This is a genomic window from Sphingomonas sp. LM7, assembly GCF_002002925.1.
In the GTDB taxonomy this organism is placed as follows: Bacteria; Pseudomonadota; Alphaproteobacteria; order Sphingomonadales; family Sphingomonadaceae; genus Sphingomonas.
Window position 1 is genome coordinate 2,838,816 of sequence record NZ_CP019511.1, and the last position, 18,856, is coordinate 2,857,671.

Here is an 18,856-nt window from a genome sequence, read left to right on the forward strand (position 1 = left end):
ATCGCAGCAAGCCATGCTGAACGTGGAGGAAGCGCGCGCGCTGCGTGCGTCGGGCTGCACCTATCGGCAGATCCGCCGCCAGCTCGGGCTGACCACCGGCCAGCTCGGCCATGTGCGCCGGACGCTCTCGCGCGAAAAGGCCGGCGGCACGCGGTTGCTGCGCACCACCCCGAACGCCACCGATCGCGATCTGCCGGTCAGCCGGTCTGTATTGCCCTCGGGGCTGCGCCGCCAGCTGACATCGTCAGGTTATAAGACACTCGGGGATCTGGCGGACCGGCTGTCCGACCCCGACCTTCCCGGCCTGCAAGCCATGCCGGGGATCGGCCCGCACAAGGCGGCGCTGGTGAAGCGCTTGCTCGACCATTACGGCCTGCTGCCCGGCACCGACGACCTGCAAGGCGCAATCGAAGCGCTCTTCCCGGATTTCGCCGAACCCCGCGACTAAAAGCGCAAGCCCGCTAACCCCGCGCGCCTACCGCCCCTGCGAGCGCCACCGCTTGATCGTGCGCTCCAGCATCTGCTCCTCGCCGCCGGTCTCGCGCCACAGCTCGGAGAAGAGTGGATCGTCCGACGCCGGACGCTTGCCGTCCTCCAGGCTGTCGAACAGCAGCCGCACCGGCGTCGCAACGCCTTCGCCGACTGCGATGCATTCCCGATTTCGGAGAGCCGGGATCGAATCGAGGAAGCCGCGCGCGCCTTCGGGCATCGCCGCCTTGACGAAGGCCTGGTCGCGCTCGTTGTTGAGCCGCATCGACAGGATCGTGCCGCATTGCGAGAGCACGCCTTCGGCCAGGTCCGACGGGCGCTGCGTGATCAGCCCCAGCGACACGCCGTACTTACGGCCTTCCTTGGCGATCCGGCTGAGGATCCGGCCGACCGACGAGCCATCAGCATTGCGTTCGTTGGGCACGTAGCGATGCGCTTCCTCGCAGACCAGCAGCACCGGGCGCTTGGCCTCGCCGCGCGACCAGATCGCGAAATCGAACACCATGCGCGACAGGACGGCGACGACCACCGACGTGATCTCGCTCGGCACGCCCGAGACGTCGACGATCGAGATCGGCTTGCCGTCTCCGGGAAGGCGGAAGACGCGCGCCAGGAAGTTCGCCATCGTATCGGCGACGAGCATGCCTGAGAACATGAACGTATAGCGCGGATCGCCCTTGATCTCGTCGATCTTGCTGCGCAGCCGCAGATAGGGCGCCGTGTCGGTCGCCTTGTCCATCTTGCCCATTTCGAGCTGGAGGATCTGAGTGAGGTCCGAAAGCAGATAGGGCACCGGCGCATCGACCGTGATCTTGCCGATTTCCTGCGAGATCCGGTTCTTGCTCTTGGCGAGCAACAGGCATTTGGCGAGGATGTCGGCATCGACCTGGCGGTCCGAGCCCTGCGTGGTGAGCAGCACCTCGCAATGCTCCTCGAAGTTCATCAGCCAATACGGCATCTGCAGGTTCGATACGTCGTAGAGCGCGCCGGTGGTCTTGAACGCACTGGCATATTCGCCGTGCGGATCGATCATCACGATATGGCCCTGGGGCGCGAGCTCGCAGATCCGGTGGAGGATCAGCGCCGCGGCGGTCGACTTGCCGGTGCCGGTCGAGCCGAGCAGCGCGAAATGCTTGCCGAGCATCGCATCGATATACAGCGCGGCACGGATGTCCTTGGTCGGATAGACATTGCCGATCTCGATATGCGCGCGGTCGTCTGCGGCGTAGATCTGCTTGAGATCCGCTGTCGAGACCGGAAACACCGCGCAGCCCGGCGTCGGATAGCGGGTGACGCCGCGGCGGAACTTGTAGAGCTTGCCGGTCAGCTTTTCCTCATCGCCTTCGCCCAGGAAATCGACTTGCGCGGCGATACGATCGCCACTGGCATCGAGGCGAAGCGAGCGGATATTGGCGAGCAGCCAGGTGCTGCCGACGCGCATCTTGACCTGGCTGCCGACTTGCCCGGCATTGGCGATCGCAACGTCGCTGCTGTTGCCCAGCGCCTCGATCTCGGCCGAATCGAACATCACCTGGCTCGACGAGCCTGCGATCTCGAGCACCGCGCCGATGGCGCGGGGCTGGTGGCGCGGCGCGGCCGGTTCCGCCGATGAAATGGGCGCTGCGTTGTCGAATCCACGCGCGCCGAACTGACCTTCCATCCGATGCTCCCCGGGGTTACGTCGAGCATCATGCATTCAGACGGTAAAGATTGCGTGTGTCCCGCCGCCGTAGCACTCCCTAGGGAGGAACCCTAGAAACGCCGCCAGAGCGCGCCCGCGCCCCAGCCGAACAGCACCGACAGCGCCACCGCGACCAGCCCATAGGGAATCGCGTAGTCCTGGGCGCTGCTCGCCACGAACCGCTCGAACCCCGATTTGCGGATGTCGATCGGCCGCACCGCGGCGGCGAGCACCCGGCCGTTCTGGATCAGGAAGGTCTCGGCAGTGAAGCGGCCCACCGGCACGCGCGCCGGGATATTGAGCCGGGCGCGGTACAGCACACCCCCGGTGATCTCCACTGCGCCGGGCGCTTCATAATACAGGCCGCTGCGGGTGCGCAGATCGACAAGCCCGTGGTCGAACCGGTCCTGCACTTCGGGCACCGCGCCCGATGCCGGAGAGAGCTGGAGGCTGTCGACTCCCAGTTCGAAGATCGCCCGGGTGCGCTCGTCGACGATGCGGCGGATCGGCCGCGACGACGCGATCGCATAGAAGCTCGGCGCCGAGCGATAGCGCATCGATTCGGCATTCACCCAGATGCCCGCCAACTTCTCCTTCTCGCGGGCCAGCACGGCCTGGGTGGGTCCCTTGACCACCACGACGATGTCGACCGGGCCGTCCTCGGGGTCCGGCGCGCGGCCGCGGGGATAGAGGATCGCGCCGAACAGCAGCAGCTCGGCGCCGGTGAACGAATAGGCGATCTCGATGTCGCGCTGCGAGACGTCCGGCACGAGCACCGGCTTGGCCTGGCCCATCAGCAGCGGCGTGGCGAGCAGTAGCAAGGCGGCGGCCGCTCCCCTCACAGCAATTCGACCGAATAGATTTCGTCGGGGCGCCAGGCGAGCCCGAGCAGCATGCGCAGCGCTACGCCGAGCACGATCAGCGCGAGTGCCAGGCGGAGATATTCGGGCTTGGCCTTCAGCGCGAGCCGCGCGCCGAGCTGCGCCCCTGCCACCGACCCGATCAGCAGCAGCACCGCGAGGACGATATCGACTGCCTTGGTCGTCGTGGCATGCACCATCGTCGCCGCCGCGGTGACGAACAGGATCTGGAACAGCGAGGTGCCGACCACGACCTGCGTCCCCATGCCGAGCAGATAGAGCATCGCGGGCACCAGGATGAACCCGCCGCCCACGCCGAGCAGTACGGTGAGGATGCCGGTGAAGAAGCCGAGCAGCAGCGGCGCGAGCGGCGAGATGTACAGGCCCGAACGATAGAAGCGCGATCGCAGTGGCAGCATCGCGACCAGCGGATGGTGGCGCCGCTTGCGGGGTCGCGGCGGGCGGGCGCCGCGCTCGACTCGCACGGCAGTGATCGATTCGTGGAGCATCAGCCCGCCGATCGATCCCAGCATCAGCACATAGAGGATTGCGATCACCGTATCGATCACGCCGCTGGCCTGGAGCAATCGGAACAGCCCGGCGCCGACGATGCTGCCCACCACGCCGCCGGCGACGAGCACCAGCCCCATATGCACGTCCACGCCGCCGCGGCGGAAATGTGCGAACACGCCCGAGACACTGGCGCCGGTGACCTGGCTCGCGGCCGAAGCGGCGGCGACGGTGGGCGGGATGCCGTAGAAGATCAGCAGCGGGGTGGTCAGGAAACCGCCGCCCACGCCGAACATGCCGGAAAGCAGCCCAACGCCGAGCCCCAGCGCCACGATCACCAGCGCGTTGACCGAAAGGTTGGCGATGGGGAGGTAGAGATCCATTGGGAGGACGCGATACCGCGTTTGTGCCGCAGTGCAAAAGCCCGACGGCTAGAAATCGCTCCCCAGCGTGAGCGCCAGCCCCGATCCGGGACGCGCCTCGCCCGCGACGCGCTGCCGCCAGTCGAGCGCGAGGCGGACATTCTGCCCGCCGATCGGCAGCGCCATCGTCGCCGACGGGCCGATGTCGAGCCGCGCGGCATCGCGTTGCGCCGCGCCCCATGCGCCCGCGCCGAGCGCGACCCGCACGCTGCCGGCCCGCACGCCGCGGGTGACGCGGATCGCGCCATCGGCATAGGGCTGGGTACGGTCCCGCCGGATCGCGCCCGCCTGGCCATAGGATTCGAGCGTGAAGCCGGGTGCGACCGGACCGTCGAACCCGGCGAGCAGGCCGACCCCCGGGCCACCCTTGATCCCGTCCAACCCGAAACGCTGCTCGGCAACGAGCCGTACCGGCGCGCGCGTCGGTTGCCATTCCACGCCCAGCGACGCCTCGGCACCCCTTCCCCGGAGCGGCGCCACCACGCGCCCGACCACGGCGAGCCGCTGCGACGGCACCAGCATATAGGCGACGCGCAGCCCCGCCTGTCCGCCACCGAGCTGGCTCGCCCCGGGTGCCGCGCCGAGCCCGGTGCCCGCGCGCGCCACCAGCCACGCACTCGCCGACCAGCGCGACGGCAGGCCCGCCAGCCGATCGGGCTGCGCCGCCGCGGGCAGCGCCGCGATCGCCGCAGTGCCGACAGTGGCGGGAATGCCGTATTGGACGAGTCCCAGCAGCGCCATCTGGACGCGCTCGGAGTCGAAGGCAGGATCGGATACGGCATGGACCGTACGGCGCACCGGCAGGATCGCCGCGACCCGGATCGTCCGAAGCGCGAGGACCGGCCGGATCTGCGCCGGCGCCGCAACTGCCGCGGGAAGGATTTGTGGTGCCCGCGGCACGATTTGCCGAAGCGCCTCGGGCAGCGAACCGGTCTGCGACCAGAGCAGCGCGACGCGAACGCCGATCCAGCCGACGGCAATGAACGCGAGGAATCGGATCGGCCGGCCCTGCCCCGTCATCCGGCAACCTGCTCCGGCAAATCGGGGAATTGGTGCGCGGTCTTGTCCCAGCGCGGCGCGGCGCCGAACAGCATCCGCGTGTAAAGCCCGATCGCGCGGCGCGCGGCGAACAGCGCGATATAGTTGCCGACCAGCACGCGCGGTGCCGACCAGCACGCCTCGCGCCAGCCATAGGCGCGGTGGACGAACGCCGCGCGCACCGCCAGCCGCCACAGGAGCAGCGCGAAATTGGCCCAGAGCAGGGCGTGCACCAGCGGGTCGAGCGCGGGCGGCGGCGATCCGACAAGCCCGTGGACGCTCAGCGACACGCTCCACAGCAGCAGCGTGCAATAGGCGATGGCGAGCACCGGCAGTGCCAGCGTCGCGCGCCGATCGCGCATCCGCATCCAGTGATCGCCCAGATGTGCGCGCGCGTGCCAGCCGGTCCGGTCCCAGCCCGCCAGTGCGATTCCGGTCAGCCAGCGCGCCTTTTGCCGAGTCGATGCCTTGAGCGTGTCGGGAAAATAGGCGCGGACGGCGACCGGCCGGCCCCCCGGGCTCTCGGGCACGCGGGCGAGCATTGCCTTGCCGCCCATCGCATGGATCGTCAGGCCCAGCTCATAATCCTCCGTGAGGCTGGTCGCATCGAACGGCGATCCGCCGCGCGCGTCGGCAATCGTGCCGAGCATGTCGCGCCGGATCGCGCAGCCGACTCCGGCTAGCGGCAGTCCGGCACCCAGTGCCTGGCGGACGACGAGCGTCTTTGCATGCGCCTCGGCGAACTCGTCGCAATAATGGCCGGCGACGAAGCGCGAGCGCGGATGCGGCAAGGGCATCACCGGCAGCTGCACCGTCGCGCAATGCGGCAGCCAGTGCGCGAAGACCTTGAGCTCGAGCGGATGGACGATGTCCTCGGCGTCGTGGAGCACGACGCCGAGTGCCGCGAAGCCCTCCGCCGTCTCGTCGCGCAGCAGCGCCCGCCACAGCGTGTTGAGGCAATCGGCCTTGGTGGTCGGCCCGGCCTTGCCGCCGATCACCAGCCGCACCCGCGGGTCCGTTTGCGCAACTTCGGCGACGGCAGCGATCGTCGCGGGGTCATTGGGATAGGTGCCGACATAGATCGCATACTCGGCGTGATCGAAGCGGTGCAGCGCGGCGCGCAGCATCCTGCCGATCACCTGCGATTCGTCCCACGCCGCCACGAACACGGCGATCCGGCCCGGCGGCACCGGGTCCAGCGCCACCGATGCAGGGTGAGGCCACGCCTCGCGTCCGACCAGCCGCAATCGAATGCGTCGCACGCCATAGATCAGGTCGACCAGCAAGTCGTCGATTCCGCCGACGAGAAACCAGATCGCGGCGAACAGCGTCGTTTCCCGCGCAATCATGTCTATCGCAGTGATCAGCACGACCGTCCCTGCACCGCGAAAACTCCGATTCGGATGCAGTCATCTTCCGACTTGTTTATTAAATGATCAAGTTGACTTGGCGGCCGTGCTTGCCACTCTCGTCCATTTCGGAGTCACTCAATTCCCCGTTGGCCTGACTCGCCGCCCCGGCTAGGGTGCGCGCACGTTTTTGGGGGATTTCGGCACCATGAAGCTCGCTGCCCGGCTCGGTATCCTGGCGTTGGTCGCCGCACCGCTCGGCGCCACGCTCGCGATGGGCGACAACAGCCCGCAGGTCGAGATGGCCACGCCGGGCGTCGGCGGCGGCGCGATCGAGCGCTTCACCGCGCGCTTCAACCAGCCGATGGTCCCCCTGGGCGACCCCCGCGCAGCCGGCCCCTTCACCGTCGAATGCCCCGTCGTCGGCGAGGGCCGCTGGGTCGATCAGCAGACTTTTGTCCACGAATTCGCCAGCGCGCTTCCCGGCGGCGTCACCTGCACCTTCACCCTGAAGGACAAGCTCAAGAGTCTCGCCGGCTACGCCCTCACCGGCCAGACCAAGTTCACCGTCGACAGCGGCGGGCCGATCGCCCGCGCGGTGCTGCCCAGCCGCTACGGCGGCGAGATCGAGGAGGACCAGACCTTCCTCGTCGCCGCCAATCTCGCCCCCGATCGCGCCTCGGTCGGCGCCAACGCCTATTGCGCGGTCGACGGGATCGGCGAGAAAATCCCGGTCGACGTCCTCCCCGCCGATGTGCCGGGCAAGCTGCTCGCCGGGCTCGGGACCGATCAATGGTCGGTGCAGAGCTTCCTCGAGGAGGCCGGCCTGCCCAAGGCGCTTCCCGCCGCCGAGGCCGATCGCGCCAAGGCGACCGCCAGCGTCGTCGCGCTCAAATGCCGCCGGCCCCTGCCGCCCGGCCGCGACGTCTCGCTCGTCTGGGGCAAGGACATCGCCAGCGGCGGCCGCGTCGCGGGCACCGACCAGCGTTTCGACTTCACCGTGCGCAAGCCCTTCGCCGCGCGCTTCGAATGCTCGCGAGTCAATGCGCAAGCCGGCTGCAGTCCGGTGCAGGACGCCTGGGTTCGCTTCTCCGCCCCGATCCCGCGCGCGCAGGCCGAGGCGATCCGCATCACCCTGCCCGACGGCAAGGCACTGACTCCGATCTTCTCCGACGAGGAGAAGCGCAAGGCCGTCATCGCCGACGTCAAGTTCAAGGCGCCGCTGCCTGCCGCCGTCACCGCCAAGCTGACGCTCCCCGCCAACGTCACCGACGAAAGCGGGCGGAAACTCTCCAACGGCGAACGATTCCCACTCGACGTCCGCTTCGACGAAGCGCCGCCGCTGGTGAAGTTCGCCGCCGATTTCGGCATCCTCGAAGCCGCCGAGGGCGGCGTCCTCCCCGTCACCGTCCGCAATGTCGAAGGCCAGCTCGCCGGCAAGCAGATGGCGGTCGGCGGCCAGAGCCTCAAGGTCGAGGGCAGCGACGGCGAAGTCGCCAAATGGCTGCGCGCGATCGACGATGCCGCCGAGACCAAGAGCGACGAGATCAAGCGCGGCGAAGAGACCGTTCGGATCAATCAGACCGGCGCAACGCCGCTGCTCACCCCCGCCACCGGCAAGCCCTTCTCGGTCTCGCTCCCCGGCAAGGGCAAGGACTTCGAAGTCGTCGGCATCCCGCTGACCAAGCCCGGATTCTATGTCGTCGAGCTCGCCAGCCCGCGGCTCGGCAATGCGCTGCTCGGCCGCAACTCACCACGCTATGTCGCCGCCGGCGCGCTCGTCACCAATATGAGCGTCCACTTCAAATGGGGACGTGACAGCTCGCTGGTCTGGGTCACCGCGCTCGACAGCGGCAAAGGCGTCGGCAGCGCCGAGGTGCGCATCACCGACAGCTGCACGGGGCAATTGCTGGCGAAGGGCACCACCGATGTCTCGGGCCGGCTCGGCGTCCCCGCCGGGCTCCCCGAGCCGGAAACCTATTCGAGCTGCGAAAACGGCAATGACTCGCCGTTGATGATCTCGGCGCGCAAGGCCGATGACTTCAGCTTCACGCTCACGCAATGGGGCGAGGGCATCCGCCCCTATGACTTCGACTTGCCCTATGGCTGGCAGAAGCAGGAGCAGATTTTCCACACCGTGTTCGATCGCGCGCTCGTCCGTCAGGGCGAGACGATCCACATGAAGCACATCGTCCGTCAGCCGATCGCCAGCGGCTTCGGCACTTCGCCTGCCTTCACCGGCACGCTGCGCCTGTCGCACCGCGGCTCCGACACCAAGTACGACTTGCCGCTGACGATCGACGCCAACGGCATCGGCGAGACCGAATGGACCGCGCCGCAGGGCGCCAAGATGGGCGATTACGACGTCCAGGTCGTGCGGATCGAGGACGAGGAAGAGAAGACCGTCTACACCAGCCAATCGTTCAAGATCGACGAGTTCAAGCTGCCGACGATGAAGGCGTCGGTCGCCGGGCCCAAGGAAGCCGCGGTGCGCCCGAGCACGCTGCCGCTCGACCTGTTCGTCGGCTATCTCTCGGGCGGCGGCGCCGGCAACCTCCCGGTCGAGCTGCGCGTCGGCTGGTTTGAAGGCGTCACGTCGCCCAGCGGCTATGACAGCTACAGCTTTGGCGGCCGCGCGCTGACCGAAGGGGTAAAACCCCTCAACGGCGACAGCGAGACCGACGAGGAATCGACGCCGCTCCCGCCGACCCAGACCTTGCCGGTAACGCTCGGCGGCGACGGCACCGCACGCACGTCGATCGAAGTACCCCAGAGCCTCGATCAGGCGACCAACATGCAGATCGAGATGGATTATCAGGACGCCAATGGCGAGATCCTGACTGCCTCGCGCCGCATCCCGATCTACACCAGCGCAGTCCAATTGGGCATCAAGACCGACGGCTGGCTGATGAAGCAGGACGATCTGCGCCTGCGATTCGTCGCGCTCGACACTTCGGGCAAGCCGCTCGCCAACCAGGCGATCTCGGTCGAGCTCTATAGCCGCGAGATCCTCACGGCGCGGCGCCGGCTGATCGGCGGCTTCTACGCCTATGACAACCAGATGAAGACGACCAAGCTGGGCGCCACCTGCTCGGCGACCACCGACGCGCAGGGGCTGGCGACGTGCCAGCTCGATCCGGGCGTCTCGGGCGAAGTCCATGCCGTCGCGACCACCAAGGACGCCAACGGCAATGTCGCCCGCGCGACGCGCTCGACCTGGCTGGTCGGCGATGATGACTGGTGGTTCGGCGGCGACAATGGCGACCGCATGGACGTCATCCCCGAACAGCTCGAATACAAGGCCGGCGAGACCGCCAAGTTCCAGGTCCGCATGCCGTTCCGCGATGCGACGGCTTTGGTCACCGTCGAGCGCGAAGGCGTGCTCTCCAGCTTCGTCGTCGGGCTGTCGGGCAAGGATCCGGTGATCGAGGTGCCGATGCCCTCGGCCTATGCGCCCGACGTCTATGTCTCCGTGATGGCCGTCCGCGGCCGCGTATCCGGCATGGCAAATTGGGGATCGAGCCTCGCGCGCGATTGGGGTCTTCCCTTCTCGCAGGACGGCGGCAAGCCGACTGCAACGGTCGACCTTGCCAAGCCCGCCTATCGCATGGGCATCGCCAAGGTGAAGGTCGGCTGGGAAGGCCATCGCCTCGGCGTCGCAGTCAAAGCCGAGAAGGCCACCTATGCGGCGCGCGACACCGCCAGCGTCGAAGTCCAGGTCAAGAACCCGGACGGCTCGCCGGCGCGCGAAGCCGATGTCGCGTTCGCCGCAGTCGACGAAGCGCTGCTCCAGCTCGCCCCCAATGAAAGCTGGGACGTGCTTACCGCGATGATGGGCGACCGCCCGATCTCGGTGCTCACTTCGACTGCGCAAACGCAGGTCGTCGGCAAGCGCCATTACGGCAAGAAGGCAGTCGAAGCCGGTGGCGGCGGCGGCGGCGATCTCTCCGGGCTCAACCGCGAGAATTTCCAGCCTGTGCTGCTGTGGAAGGGCAAGGTCCCGCTCGACCGCAATGGACGCGCCAAGGTGCAGGTGCCGCTGTCGGACGCATTGACGTCGTTCAAGCTGGTCGCGATCGCCACCAACGGCGCGAACCTGTTCGGCACGGGCGAAGCGAGCGTCCGCACCCAGCAGGATCTCAGCATCTACCCCGGCGTTCCGCAGGTGGTCCGCACCGGTGACACCTATGGCGCGATGTTCACGCTGCGCAACGGATCGGACAAACCGATGCGGGTGACCGCGCAAGTCGCGCTTACTCCCGCGGTCGCCCAGGGCAAGCCGCTTACCGTCGAGATCCCGGCGGGCGGCGCCGCGCCCGTCACCTGGAACCTCACTGCACCGCCCCAGGCCGGCAAGCTGAGCTGGACCGTCTCGGCCAAGTCGGCCGACGGCAAGGCAGTCGATCGCGTCACGGTGGCGCAGGACGTGATCCCGGCAGTGCCGGTCGAAGTGTGGGCGGCAAGCCTCGCCCGCGTCGGCGAAGGCACCAGCTTCTCGATCGCGCCACCCGCCGGCGCGCTGCCCGGCTTCGGGATGGTCGATATCACGCTGGCCGACACGCTTGCCCCGCCGCTGCAGGGCGTGCGCGATTACATGGCGGCCTATCCCTATGGCTGCCTCGAGCAGCGCACCTCACGTGCGATCGCGCTTGGCGACACCGGCATGTGGAACTCCATTGCTGGCGAGCTGCCCGCCTATCAGGACGGCGACGGCCTGCTGCGCTACTTCCCCGGCGAATGGCCGGGTTCGGAAGCGCTGACTGCGTACATGCTGTCGATCACCGGCGAGGCAGGCCTGCCGCTGCCGGAAGCGCCGCGCGCCAAGATGATCGACGCGATGAAGGCCGTGCTCGACGGGCGCCTGCGCCGCGAGGATTATGGCGATGTCCGCCTCCAGCGCATCGCCGCCTTCTCGGCGCTCGCGCGGCAGGGTGCGGCGACCAGTGCGATGCTCGGCCAGCTCGGCATCACGCCCGCCGAAATGCCCACCTCGTCGCTCACCGACTATCTCGCCGCGCTGGCCAAGGTCCCCGGCCTCGCCAACGGCACGCAGCTGCGCGTCGATGGCGAGAAGGAACTGCGCAAGCGGCTGGTCTATGAAGGCACGCGGATCGACTTGAGCGACAAGGGTAATATGCCGTGGTGGCTGATGTCGTCGGACGACGAGGCCGCGATCAAGGCAGTGATGGTCACGCTCGGCCGCCCCGGCTGGCAGGACGATAGCGCCAAGATGATGGTCGGCGTGGCGATGCGCCAGCAGCGCGGCCATTGGGGCACCACCACCGGCAATGCCTGGGGCACGATCGCCGCGCGCAAGTTCATGGCGGCCTATCCCGCCGAGGCGATTGCCGGCGTGACCACCGCCAGCCTCGGCACCGCCAGCATCAGCCGGCCCTGGCCGCTGCTCGAACCCCAGCGCAGTTTCAGCCTGCCGCTGCCGGCGGCGACCACGCCTTTGGTGCTGCGCCAGGCCGGTGGCGCCGGGCCCTGGGCGTTCGTCCGGGTCAAGGCAGCAGTGCCGCTCACCCAACCGCTGATGGCCGGGTACAAGATGACGCGGCAAGTCAGCGTGGTGCAGGGGCTGGTGCCCGGGCGCTACACCCGCGGCGACGTGATCAAGGTGACGATCAGCGTCGAGGCTTCGGCCGAGCGCAACTGGGTGGTGATCAATGATCCGGTGCCGACCGGCGCGACGGTGATCGGCAGCCTCGGCGGCCAGTCCGAAATGCTCAACGCGCAGGCCGGCACCGCGGAAGGCGTCTCGCCCAATTGGATCGAGCGCGGCCAGGGCTCGTGGCGCGCTTATTATGGCTGGGTGCCGCGCGGCAGCTTCACCATCTCCTACGTCATGCGACTGAACGCGGCGGGCAAGTTCAGCCTGCCGGCGACGCGGGTAGAGGCGATGTACTCGCCCGAAATCCGCGCGCAGTTGCCCAATGCAGTGATGGAAGTGGCGGAGCGCTAGGTCGTGATGCGCCTGCCTTCACCCTTCCCACCGCCCCCGGCGGCGGGCCCCTTCCCTCTCCCATTGGGAGAGGGAGGGAGGCGCGCAGCGCCGGAAGGGTGAGGGCAGGTCGCACCCATGCTCCCGCGTTCGATTTCGCACCTTCTACGACGCATTGACGACTTTCCCGAAGCGCTCGCCGCCTGGGCGCGCCGCCAGCGCGAAGCATATCGCGAACGCGGCTGGCGCGGCATTTTCACGCCGATGCGCGTGGTGCTCACCGCCGCCACGCTCCTCATCACCAGCTATGTCGCGCTCGCCTGGATCACGCGCCCGCCGCCGCTTCCCGCATACGAAGCGGTGGTCGCCAACTGGAAACCTTCCGAAGCCTGGCTCTACGATCGCAACGGCCGGCTGATCGACAGCACCCGCGTCGATTACCAGGCGCGCCGCCTCGCCTGGGTCCGCCTCGCCGATATCTCGCCTGTCGCGCGCGACACGCTCGTCGCCGCCGAGGACCGCCGGTTCCAGAGCCATAACGGCGTCGACTGGTGGTCGCTGGGCGGCGCATTGCGCGACCGAGTCGATGGCAAGCGCGCGCGCGGCGCCTCGACTCTGTCGATGCAGGTCGCAGCCTATCTCGCGCCCGATCTCGCGACGCCGGGCCATCGCGGCACCTGGGACAAGATCCGCCAGATGCGCGCCGCCCGCGCACTCGAGGCCGAGTGGTCGAAGGACCAGATACTCGAAGCCTATCTCAACCTCGCCGGGTTCCGCGGCGAGGCGCAGGGGATCGCCGCCGCCGCGCTCGGCCTGTTCGGCAAGACCCCCTCGGCGCTCACGCGCGACGATGCGCTGCTGCTCGCCGCGCTGCTGCCCAATCCCCGCGCCGGATCGACCGAAGTCGCCCGCCGCGCCTGTGCGCTCGGCCGCGACGCGGATTGCAGCCGCTTCGCCGGTGCCGCCGCATCGATGCTCGGTCCGGCGCGCAGCCTCGCGCTCGATCCCGGCTTGGCCCCGCATCTTTCGGCTAAGCTGCTTACGCAGCCCGGCGCCCGGATCACCACGACGCTCGACGCGCGCACCCAGGCGGTCGCGATCGCCGCGCTGCGCCGCCAGCTCCAGGGCCTGGGCGGCACGCGGGCACGCGATGGCGCAGTCGTGGTGGTCGACAATGCCAGCGGCGAAGTCCGCGCCTATGTCGGCGGGATCGGCGGCGAGAGCACTGCGCCGGCAGTCGATGGCGCCGCGGCTTGGCGACAGGCGGGTTCGACGCTCAAGCCGTTCCTCTACGCGCAGGCGATCGAGAAGGGTTATCTCACCGCCGCCTCGATCCTCGACGATTCGCCGGTCCAGCTCGACACTGCTTCCGGCCTCTATGTCCCACAGAATTACGACAAGGCGTTCAAGGGACCGGTCTCGGCGCGGATCGCGCTGGCCGGGTCGCTCAACGTCCCCGCGGTGCGCACGTTGCTGCTCACCGGCGTCGACGCGTTCCGCGACCGGCTATGGGACACCGGGTATCGCGGGCTGGTCGAGGACGGGCAGTATTACGGCTATTCGCTCGCGCTGGGCTCGGCCGAGGTGACTTTGCTCGAACAGGTCGGTGCCTATCGCAGCCTCGCGCTCGGCGGGCGCTGGTCGCCGTTGCGGCTGACTCTGGCGTCATCGAAGCAGGCGCTGCGGCAGGTGACTTCGCCCGAGGCAGCGTGGATCACTGCCGACATCCTCGCCGATCCAAATGCCCGCGCGGGCACCTTCGGCGTCGATTCCGCGCTGCGCCTGCCCTTCTGGGCCGCAGTGAAGACAGGCACGTCAAAAGCGATGCGCGACAATTGGTGCATCGGCTTCAGCGACCGCTTCACCGTCGGCGTTTGGGTCGGTAATCTTGAAGGTGATCCCATGCGCGCCGTCTCCGGCACCAGCGGCGCGGCGCCGGTATGGCGCGACGTCATGATGGCTTTGCACGCCGGCGCGCCGAGCAAGCCGCTTTCACCGCCGCCCGGGATCGAGGCCCGTTCGATCCGCTTCGCCGACGCGATAGAGCAGCCGCGCCGCGAATATTTCATGGCCGGAACCGCGCTGACGGAGATCGCCTCAGCTCCCGCGGCCGCGCGGCGCCCGCGGATCGTCAATCCGGTGGCGGGCAGCGTCTATGCGCTTGATCCCGATATTCCGATCGATCGCCAGCGGCTCGCGGTCGCGGTGACCGGCCAGGTCACCGGCCATCGGCTGCTGCTGGACCGCGAGGATCTCGGCACCGCGGACTCGCGCCCGCTGCTGCTTCCCCGCCGCGGCCAGCACCGGCTGAAGCTGATCGATTTCGGCGGCCGCGTCGTCGATCAGATCCTCTTCACGGTGCGTTGAGAATCTGAGTTCGCTACGGGAGCGAAATGCTTTTCCGCGCGTTCAATCGCGCGGTCCTATCCCTTTCGGACTGTGCTCACGGGCACCGGCCGCGCCGCCGCATCGGCGCGGCCGAACCCCGGGGCGGCACGTTGCCCTGGGGCCGGCATCCGACCCGTCGTTACCAATAGAAGCCCGGGATGGTCCGCACGACGAAGCCATGGCGCGTATCGATCAGCAGCACGTCATTATAGTGACGCACCCAGCGCTGGTAGCGACCTGCCTGGGGCAGGCGATAACGCCACGGATCAGCGATCACATAGCGGGAGCCGTAATAGCTCGGGGCGATCCGCACGCCGCTGCGGAAACGGGTATAACCGAACGGCGCCCGCCAGTTACCGCGCGCATAGACGGTGCGGTTGCGGCTGCGATAGTCGCGCCAATCGTTGTCGCCCCAGCGGCGATTGCGATCCTGCAGGTCTTCGCGATATTCTTGCCGGGCTTCGCGGACATCGCGCCGCTCGCGGCGGACGTCGTTGCGGTCGCCGCGCAGACGGGCATCTCGCAGGTCACGCTGCTCTTCGCGGATGTCCTGGCGGTCGCGACGCAGTTCGCGATTTGATTGCGCGCTCGCCTCGCTCGGCAATGCCATGGCTGGCATCGCGACGGCAGCCAGCAGCGCTGCAGTGATGATCTTCTTCATGTGGATTCCTCCAGTCTCACAGGGCCGGTGATTGCCGGCACCATTGCAATCTGGAGGTCCGCCGCTGAACCGCGCGCGAATGGCACAGTCAGCCGGCAGAAAGCTTACTGGCCCGGAGGACCACCGCCGCCGGTACCCGGCGCGCCGACCGTGCCGATATTGCCGAACAGGTCGCTGAAGAAGCTGCGCTTGCGGCCCAGCGTCGGCGTGGTCTTGCCGTAGGTATCGACTGACGCGATCAGATCCTGGTTCATCCGGTCGACAGCGGCGACGTTGCCACTGCCGTCGAAACGCACGCGTATCGTGGTCTGCTCGCGCACTTTGGGATCGCTGAAGCCGAAGTTCCGGCTTTCACGCGATACATAATACCATTCGCCTTCGTTGAACTGGCTGGTCAGCGTCGGCCGGCCAAGCGTCTGGAGCACCGATTCGCGATTGTCGACGCCGGGCTGGACCGAATCGACCAGCTCAGTGTCGATCACATAGCCCTGGTGAGTCTTGATCGGCGTGCACGCGGTGCTGCCCATGGCAATTAGGAGCGCGGCACAACCGGCCAGGCGAACGGGGAAGGGCATCGAAATCTCCAGGCCGAAGCATGCACGCAGCACGCATTGCATCGCGCGCCATTCGCCTCAATATGCGGCAAAATGCGGCCAAACAAGGTCGCGCCCCGCATTGTACGGACGAAGAAGCAACATGGGACTGTTCAAGCGCCTGTTCGGCGCACCCGATCGTGGCACATCGCCGCAACTTTATGCCGCGATCGTCGCCATCGGCCGCACCCCGCATTGGTATGCCCAAGGCGCAGTTCCCGACACGATCGACGGCCGCTTCGACATGATCGCTGCAATACTCTCGCTCGTCCTGCTGCGGCTCGAAGGCGCGCCAGAGGCGAATGCGCCGAGCACCGCGCTCGCCGAATGCTTCATCGATGACATGGACGGCCAGTTGCGCGAACTCGGCGTCGGCGACATCGTCGTCGGCAAGCATATGGGCCGAATGATGGGGATGATCGGCGGCCGGCTCGGCGCCTATCGCTCCGGGCTTGCCGGCGAAGGGCTGCGCGAGGCGATGATCCGCAATCTCTATCGCGGCAACGCGCCGTCCGATGGGGCGCTTGCGCATGTCGAGGCACAGCTGCTGGCGCTGCGCGACCGGCTGGCAGAGACGTCCACCGCGACGATCCTCGCAGGGGGCCTGCCGCGATGACTCCTGAATTCCCCCGCCTGCACCGGCTCGACCAGATCGGCGTCGGCGAGACCCGGGTCGATATCGAGGCCTCGGCCGAGGAGCGCGCGGCGCTTGCCCGGCGCTTCGACATCGTCGGCATCGATCGGCTGACCGCGCGCTTCACGCTCCGCAGCGACGCGATCGGCATTCTCGCCACGGGCCATTTGTCGGCGGCGGTCACCCAGACCTGCGGCGTCACCGGCGATCTGCTTCCCGCCGACATTGACGAGAATTTCGCAATCCGATTCCTCTCCGAGCCCCGGCAGGACGAGACTCACGACGAAGTCGAGCTCGCCGAGGAGGATCTCGACACCGTTTTCTATACCGGCAGTGCGCTCGACCTGGGCGAAGCGGCAGCGGAGACGCTCGCGCTCGCGCTCGATCCCTTCCCGCGCAGCCCGAGAGCGGCGGAAGTGCTCAGGCAGGCCGGGGTGATTACGGAGGAGGAAGCGGCGCCGCTCGGGGCGCTTGCGGGGCTCAAGGACTTGCTGGGGAAGAAGTGACGCGCGCGGCGTAGCGACCCGTCAGGGGCGGTAGTCATGTGTCCCGATCTGGCGGATTTTCTTAAGCGAGCAGTCCGCCTCGCGCCGCCACAACCTCAAGCCACCGCCTGAGGTTACGCCCGCCGCCTCACCAGCGCGCCACCGGACTTCGAATTTCGAATATTCGATGACATAGCCGTCCAGCACTTCGAAACCATCGTTTCCGACGTTGACGCCATCGAAGGTCGCGCCGCGTCCTCGCTCGATATAGGGCGTGAGGTGCGCGCGGATCGCGGGGAGCCCGAGCTGGGGCTTCTCCGCGAAAGGGAGATAGACTGCGTCCTGCGCATATTGATCGATCCGGCTGGTATCATGGCTCTGGACGGATCGCGCGTCTGCGGCGTTGAGCGCTGCCAGTTCCGCAGCGACGCCTGCATCCGGATGCTGCTGCGCCGGCGTCCCGCTTGAGACCTCGGCGATCCAGTGCGAGGCTGGATCGGCGAGGGGCGAGACATATCCCCACACCTCGGCCTTCAGCTTAAGCGTGCCCTCCGCCTGGCGACGCCATAGATGCACATATTTGCCGTCGAGCACGGGTGATGGGACAGAATTGCGGTAGCGGACCTTGAAGGTTCCCCATTCCAGCGCCCCGTTCGCCAGCGGCAGGATATCCACGGTGACCGGGTCGTATGTCGCTATCGGCAACCGCGCGGTGAACGCGCGGTAATAGGCTACGCCGCGATCGCGGCCGAACAGGCGCGGCTGATGCTCGGGCATGATGACGCTATCGGGAGCGAAATGGGCCATCAGTCCATCGACGTCGCCAGAAACACGCGCCGCAGCCATGCCCTGATTGTGGCGCGCGATTTCCGCCGCCAGCGCTTTCGGCAGTATATTGGCGACAGGCGCGGTGCATGCGGCGACACGCGCGTCGGCCGACGCGGCTCCGGGCCATGCGACAGCGGCAAGCAACATTCCGTAGCCGATCATTGCCTTGGTCCCCGCGAGCAATTTCGCGAGGATAATGCCGGGAACCGGCGATTTGCAACGATGCTCCCGCGGGGAGCGGAAACGACATTCAGCCAGCGTCCGCAGCAATCCCCCGCGCCAGCATCACCGCAACCGTCTCGGCGATCGCCTCGGGTGCGACGTCCTCGTCCCAGACGCTGTATCGCAGGCCGAGGAACACGTTCATCCCCATGATCGCCCAGGCATGGACCTCTCCCACGTCGCTACGCACTTCGCCGCGCTCGGCTGCCGCCTGGAGACGCCTGGCAATGCGATCGGCGGTAGTGGCGTAATGCATGCGGAAGCTCTCCGGATCGACGAACTCGGCCTCGTCGATGATCCGGTAGATTTCCTTGTGCGTGCGCGCGAAGCGGATGAACGCCAGCAAAGCCGCCTGCTCCGCGGCGATCTGGCCGGGCGCATCCTTGAGCGCGGGCGCGACATGCGCGCGGACCTGTTCGGACATGTCGCGAACCAGCGCGCGGAACACCGCGTCCTTCGAATCGAAATAGGTGTAGAAGCTGCCGAGCGCGACGCCCGCCCGCCGGGTGATCCCGCTGATCGAGCCCTCATGGAAGCCCTTCTCGCCGAACTCCTCGGCCGCCGCGTCGAGGATAGCGCGCAGCGTCTTGCGGCCGCGCGCAGTGCGCGGCTCCTTGCCCGCGCTCGCGGCTTCGCTGCTGTCCACCCTGTGGGGTGTGGCGTCCGCGCCACTGCGGGTCGGCATCGTCTCTCCCCTTGTTCTTCCAAGTTGAAACCCGGTTCAGGTTTCAGTATAGCGTACGGCAACAGCT

At 67.8% G+C, this 18,856-nt stretch carries 14 protein-coding genes; 5 read left to right on the plus strand and 9 right to left on the minus strand.

The features are described from left to right. Nucleotides 1-13 precede the first annotated feature (13 nt). The gene (locus BXU08_RS12965) at nt 14-448 is read left to right on the plus strand and encodes a hypothetical protein (RefSeq protein WP_077510440.1); all 435 of its coding nucleotides are present in this window, start codon (nt 14-16) and stop codon (nt 446-448) included. Nucleotides 449-475: 27 nt separating this feature from the next. On the opposite strand, the gene BXU08_RS12970 is transcribed toward BXU08_RS12965, so the two are convergent. The 5 genes from BXU08_RS12970 to BXU08_RS12990 all read right to left on the minus strand — a co-directional run bounded on the left by BXU08_RS12970 (nt 476) and on the right by BXU08_RS12990 (nt 6,370). Continuing rightward, on the minus strand, nt 476-2,149 hold the full coding sequence (locus tag BXU08_RS12970) for an ATP-binding protein (protein WP_077510441.1): 1,674 nt from the start codon (nt 2,147-2,149) through the stop codon (nt 476-478). A 92-nt stretch (nt 2,150-2,241) separates the two neighbouring features. Further along, nucleotides 2,242-2,964, minus strand: coding sequence for a TIGR02186 family protein (locus BXU08_RS12975; RefSeq protein ID WP_077512374.1), 723 nt, complete (start codon nt 2,962-2,964; stop codon nt 2,242-2,244). Between the two features lie 44 nt (nt 2,965-3,008). Further along, nucleotides 3,009-3,923, minus strand: coding sequence for a sulfite exporter TauE/SafE family protein (locus tag BXU08_RS12980; protein ID WP_077510442.1), 915 nt, complete (start codon nt 3,921-3,923; stop codon nt 3,009-3,011). Nucleotides 3,924-3,971: 48 nt separating this feature from the next. Then, complete coding sequence (locus BXU08_RS20365) at nt 3,972-4,982, minus strand: hypothetical protein (protein WP_253190370.1); 1,011 nt, start codon at nt 4,980-4,982, stop codon at nt 3,972-3,974. Continuing rightward, complete coding sequence (locus BXU08_RS12990) at nt 4,979-6,370, minus strand: glycosyl transferase family protein (RefSeq protein WP_253190371.1); 1,392 nt, start codon at nt 6,368-6,370, stop codon at nt 4,979-4,981. Before BXU08_RS12990 ends, BXU08_RS20365 begins: the two co-directional genes overlap by 4 nt. Nucleotides 6,371-6,557: 187 nt before the next feature. Between BXU08_RS12990 and BXU08_RS12995 the strand changes: the two genes are divergently transcribed. Both BXU08_RS12995 and pbpC read left to right on the plus strand, forming a co-directional pair. Beyond that, on the plus strand, nt 6,558-12,314 hold the full coding sequence (locus tag BXU08_RS12995) for an MG2 domain-containing protein (RefSeq protein ID WP_077510443.1): 5,757 nt from the start codon (nt 6,558-6,560) through the stop codon (nt 12,312-12,314). Between the two features lie 243 nt (nt 12,315-12,557). Continuing rightward, nucleotides 12,558-14,660, plus strand: a complete 2,103-nt coding sequence (gene pbpC, locus BXU08_RS13000) for a penicillin-binding protein 1C (RefSeq protein ID WP_077512380.1) — start codon at nt 12,558-12,560, stop codon at nt 14,658-14,660. A 160-nt stretch (nt 14,661-14,820) separates the two neighbouring features. Here pbpC and BXU08_RS13005 read toward each other — a convergent pair whose 3' ends face one another. Both BXU08_RS13005 and BXU08_RS13010 read right to left on the minus strand, forming a co-directional pair. Next, the gene (locus BXU08_RS13005; RefSeq protein WP_077510444.1) at nt 14,821-15,342 is read right to left on the minus strand and encodes an RcnB family protein; all 522 of its coding nucleotides are present in this window, start codon (nt 15,340-15,342) and stop codon (nt 14,821-14,823) included. Between the two features lie 104 nt (nt 15,343-15,446). Beyond that, nucleotides 15,447-15,917 (minus strand): outer membrane protein assembly factor BamE, encoded by a 471-nt coding sequence (locus tag BXU08_RS13010; RefSeq protein ID WP_150125531.1) that lies wholly within the window; start codon nt 15,915-15,917, stop codon nt 15,447-15,449. Between the two features lie 121 nt (nt 15,918-16,038). Here BXU08_RS13010 and BXU08_RS13015 point away from each other — a divergent pair, with 121 nt between their 5' ends. Together BXU08_RS13015 and BXU08_RS13020 are read left to right on the plus strand one after the other, a co-directional pair. Continuing rightward, nucleotides 16,039-16,551, plus strand: coding sequence for a ubiquinol-cytochrome C chaperone family protein (locus tag BXU08_RS13015; protein ID WP_077510446.1), 513 nt, complete (start codon nt 16,039-16,041; stop codon nt 16,549-16,551). Then, on the plus strand, nt 16,548-17,075 hold the full coding sequence (locus BXU08_RS13020; RefSeq protein WP_077510447.1) for a DUF177 domain-containing protein: 528 nt from the start codon (nt 16,548-16,550) through the stop codon (nt 17,073-17,075). Before BXU08_RS13015 ends, BXU08_RS13020 begins: the two co-directional genes overlap by 4 nt. Before the next feature lie 21 nt (nt 17,076-17,096). On the opposite strand, the gene BXU08_RS13025 is transcribed toward BXU08_RS13020, so the two are convergent. Together BXU08_RS13025 and BXU08_RS13030 are read right to left on the minus strand one after the other, a co-directional pair. Then, entirely contained in the window at nt 17,097-18,152 is a 1,056-nt protein-coding gene (locus tag BXU08_RS13025) for a DUF4440 domain-containing protein (protein WP_171982515.1), read from the minus strand. Next, nucleotides 18,133-18,789: a TetR/AcrR family transcriptional regulator gene (locus tag BXU08_RS13030; protein WP_077510449.1), complete on the minus strand. Its 657-nt coding sequence runs from the start codon at nt 18,787-18,789 to the stop codon at nt 18,133-18,135. Before BXU08_RS13030 ends, BXU08_RS13025 begins: the two co-directional genes overlap by 20 nt. Nucleotides 18,790-18,856 lie beyond the last annotated feature (67 nt).

Bases quoted from the DNA above. Each gene is read 5' to 3' on its own strand.
- BXU08_RS12965 (WP_077510440.1), top strand. From the start codon at position 14: ATGCTGAACGTGGAGGAAGCGCGCGCGCTGCGTGCGTCGGGCTGCACC.
- BXU08_RS12970 (WP_077510441.1), bottom strand. From the start codon at position 2,149: ATGGAAGGTCAGTTCGGCGCGCGTGGATTCGACAACGCAGCGCCCATT.
- BXU08_RS12975 (WP_077512374.1), bottom strand. From the start codon at position 2,964: ATGGGCCAGGCCAAGCCGGTGCTCGTGCCGGACGTCTCGCAGCGCGAC.
- BXU08_RS12980 (WP_077510442.1), bottom strand. From the start codon at position 3,923: ATGGATCTCTACCTCCCCATCGCCAACCTTTCGGTCAACGCGCTGGTG.
- BXU08_RS20365 (WP_253190370.1), bottom strand. From the start codon at position 4,982: ATGACGGGGCAGGGCCGGCCGATCCGATTCCTCGCGTTCATTGCCGTC.
- BXU08_RS12995 (WP_077510443.1), top strand. From the start codon at position 6,558: ATGAAGCTCGCTGCCCGGCTCGGTATCCTGGCGTTGGTCGCCGCACCG.
- pbpC (WP_077512380.1), top strand. From the start codon at position 12,558: ATGCGCGTGGTGCTCACCGCCGCCACGCTCCTCATCACCAGCTATGTC.
- BXU08_RS13005 (WP_077510444.1), bottom strand. From the start codon at position 15,342: ATGAAGAAGATCATCACTGCAGCGCTGCTGGCTGCCGTCGCGATGCCA.
- BXU08_RS13010 (WP_150125531.1), bottom strand. From the start codon at position 15,917: ATGCCCTTCCCCGTTCGCCTGGCCGGTTGTGCCGCGCTCCTAATTGCC.
- BXU08_RS13015 (WP_077510446.1), top strand. From the start codon at position 16,039: ATGGGACTGTTCAAGCGCCTGTTCGGCGCACCCGATCGTGGCACATCG.
- BXU08_RS13020 (WP_077510447.1), top strand. From the start codon at position 16,548: ATGACTCCTGAATTCCCCCGCCTGCACCGGCTCGACCAGATCGGCGTC.
- BXU08_RS13030 (WP_077510449.1), bottom strand. From the start codon at position 18,789: ATGCCGACCCGCAGTGGCGCGGACGCCACACCCCACAGGGTGGACAGC.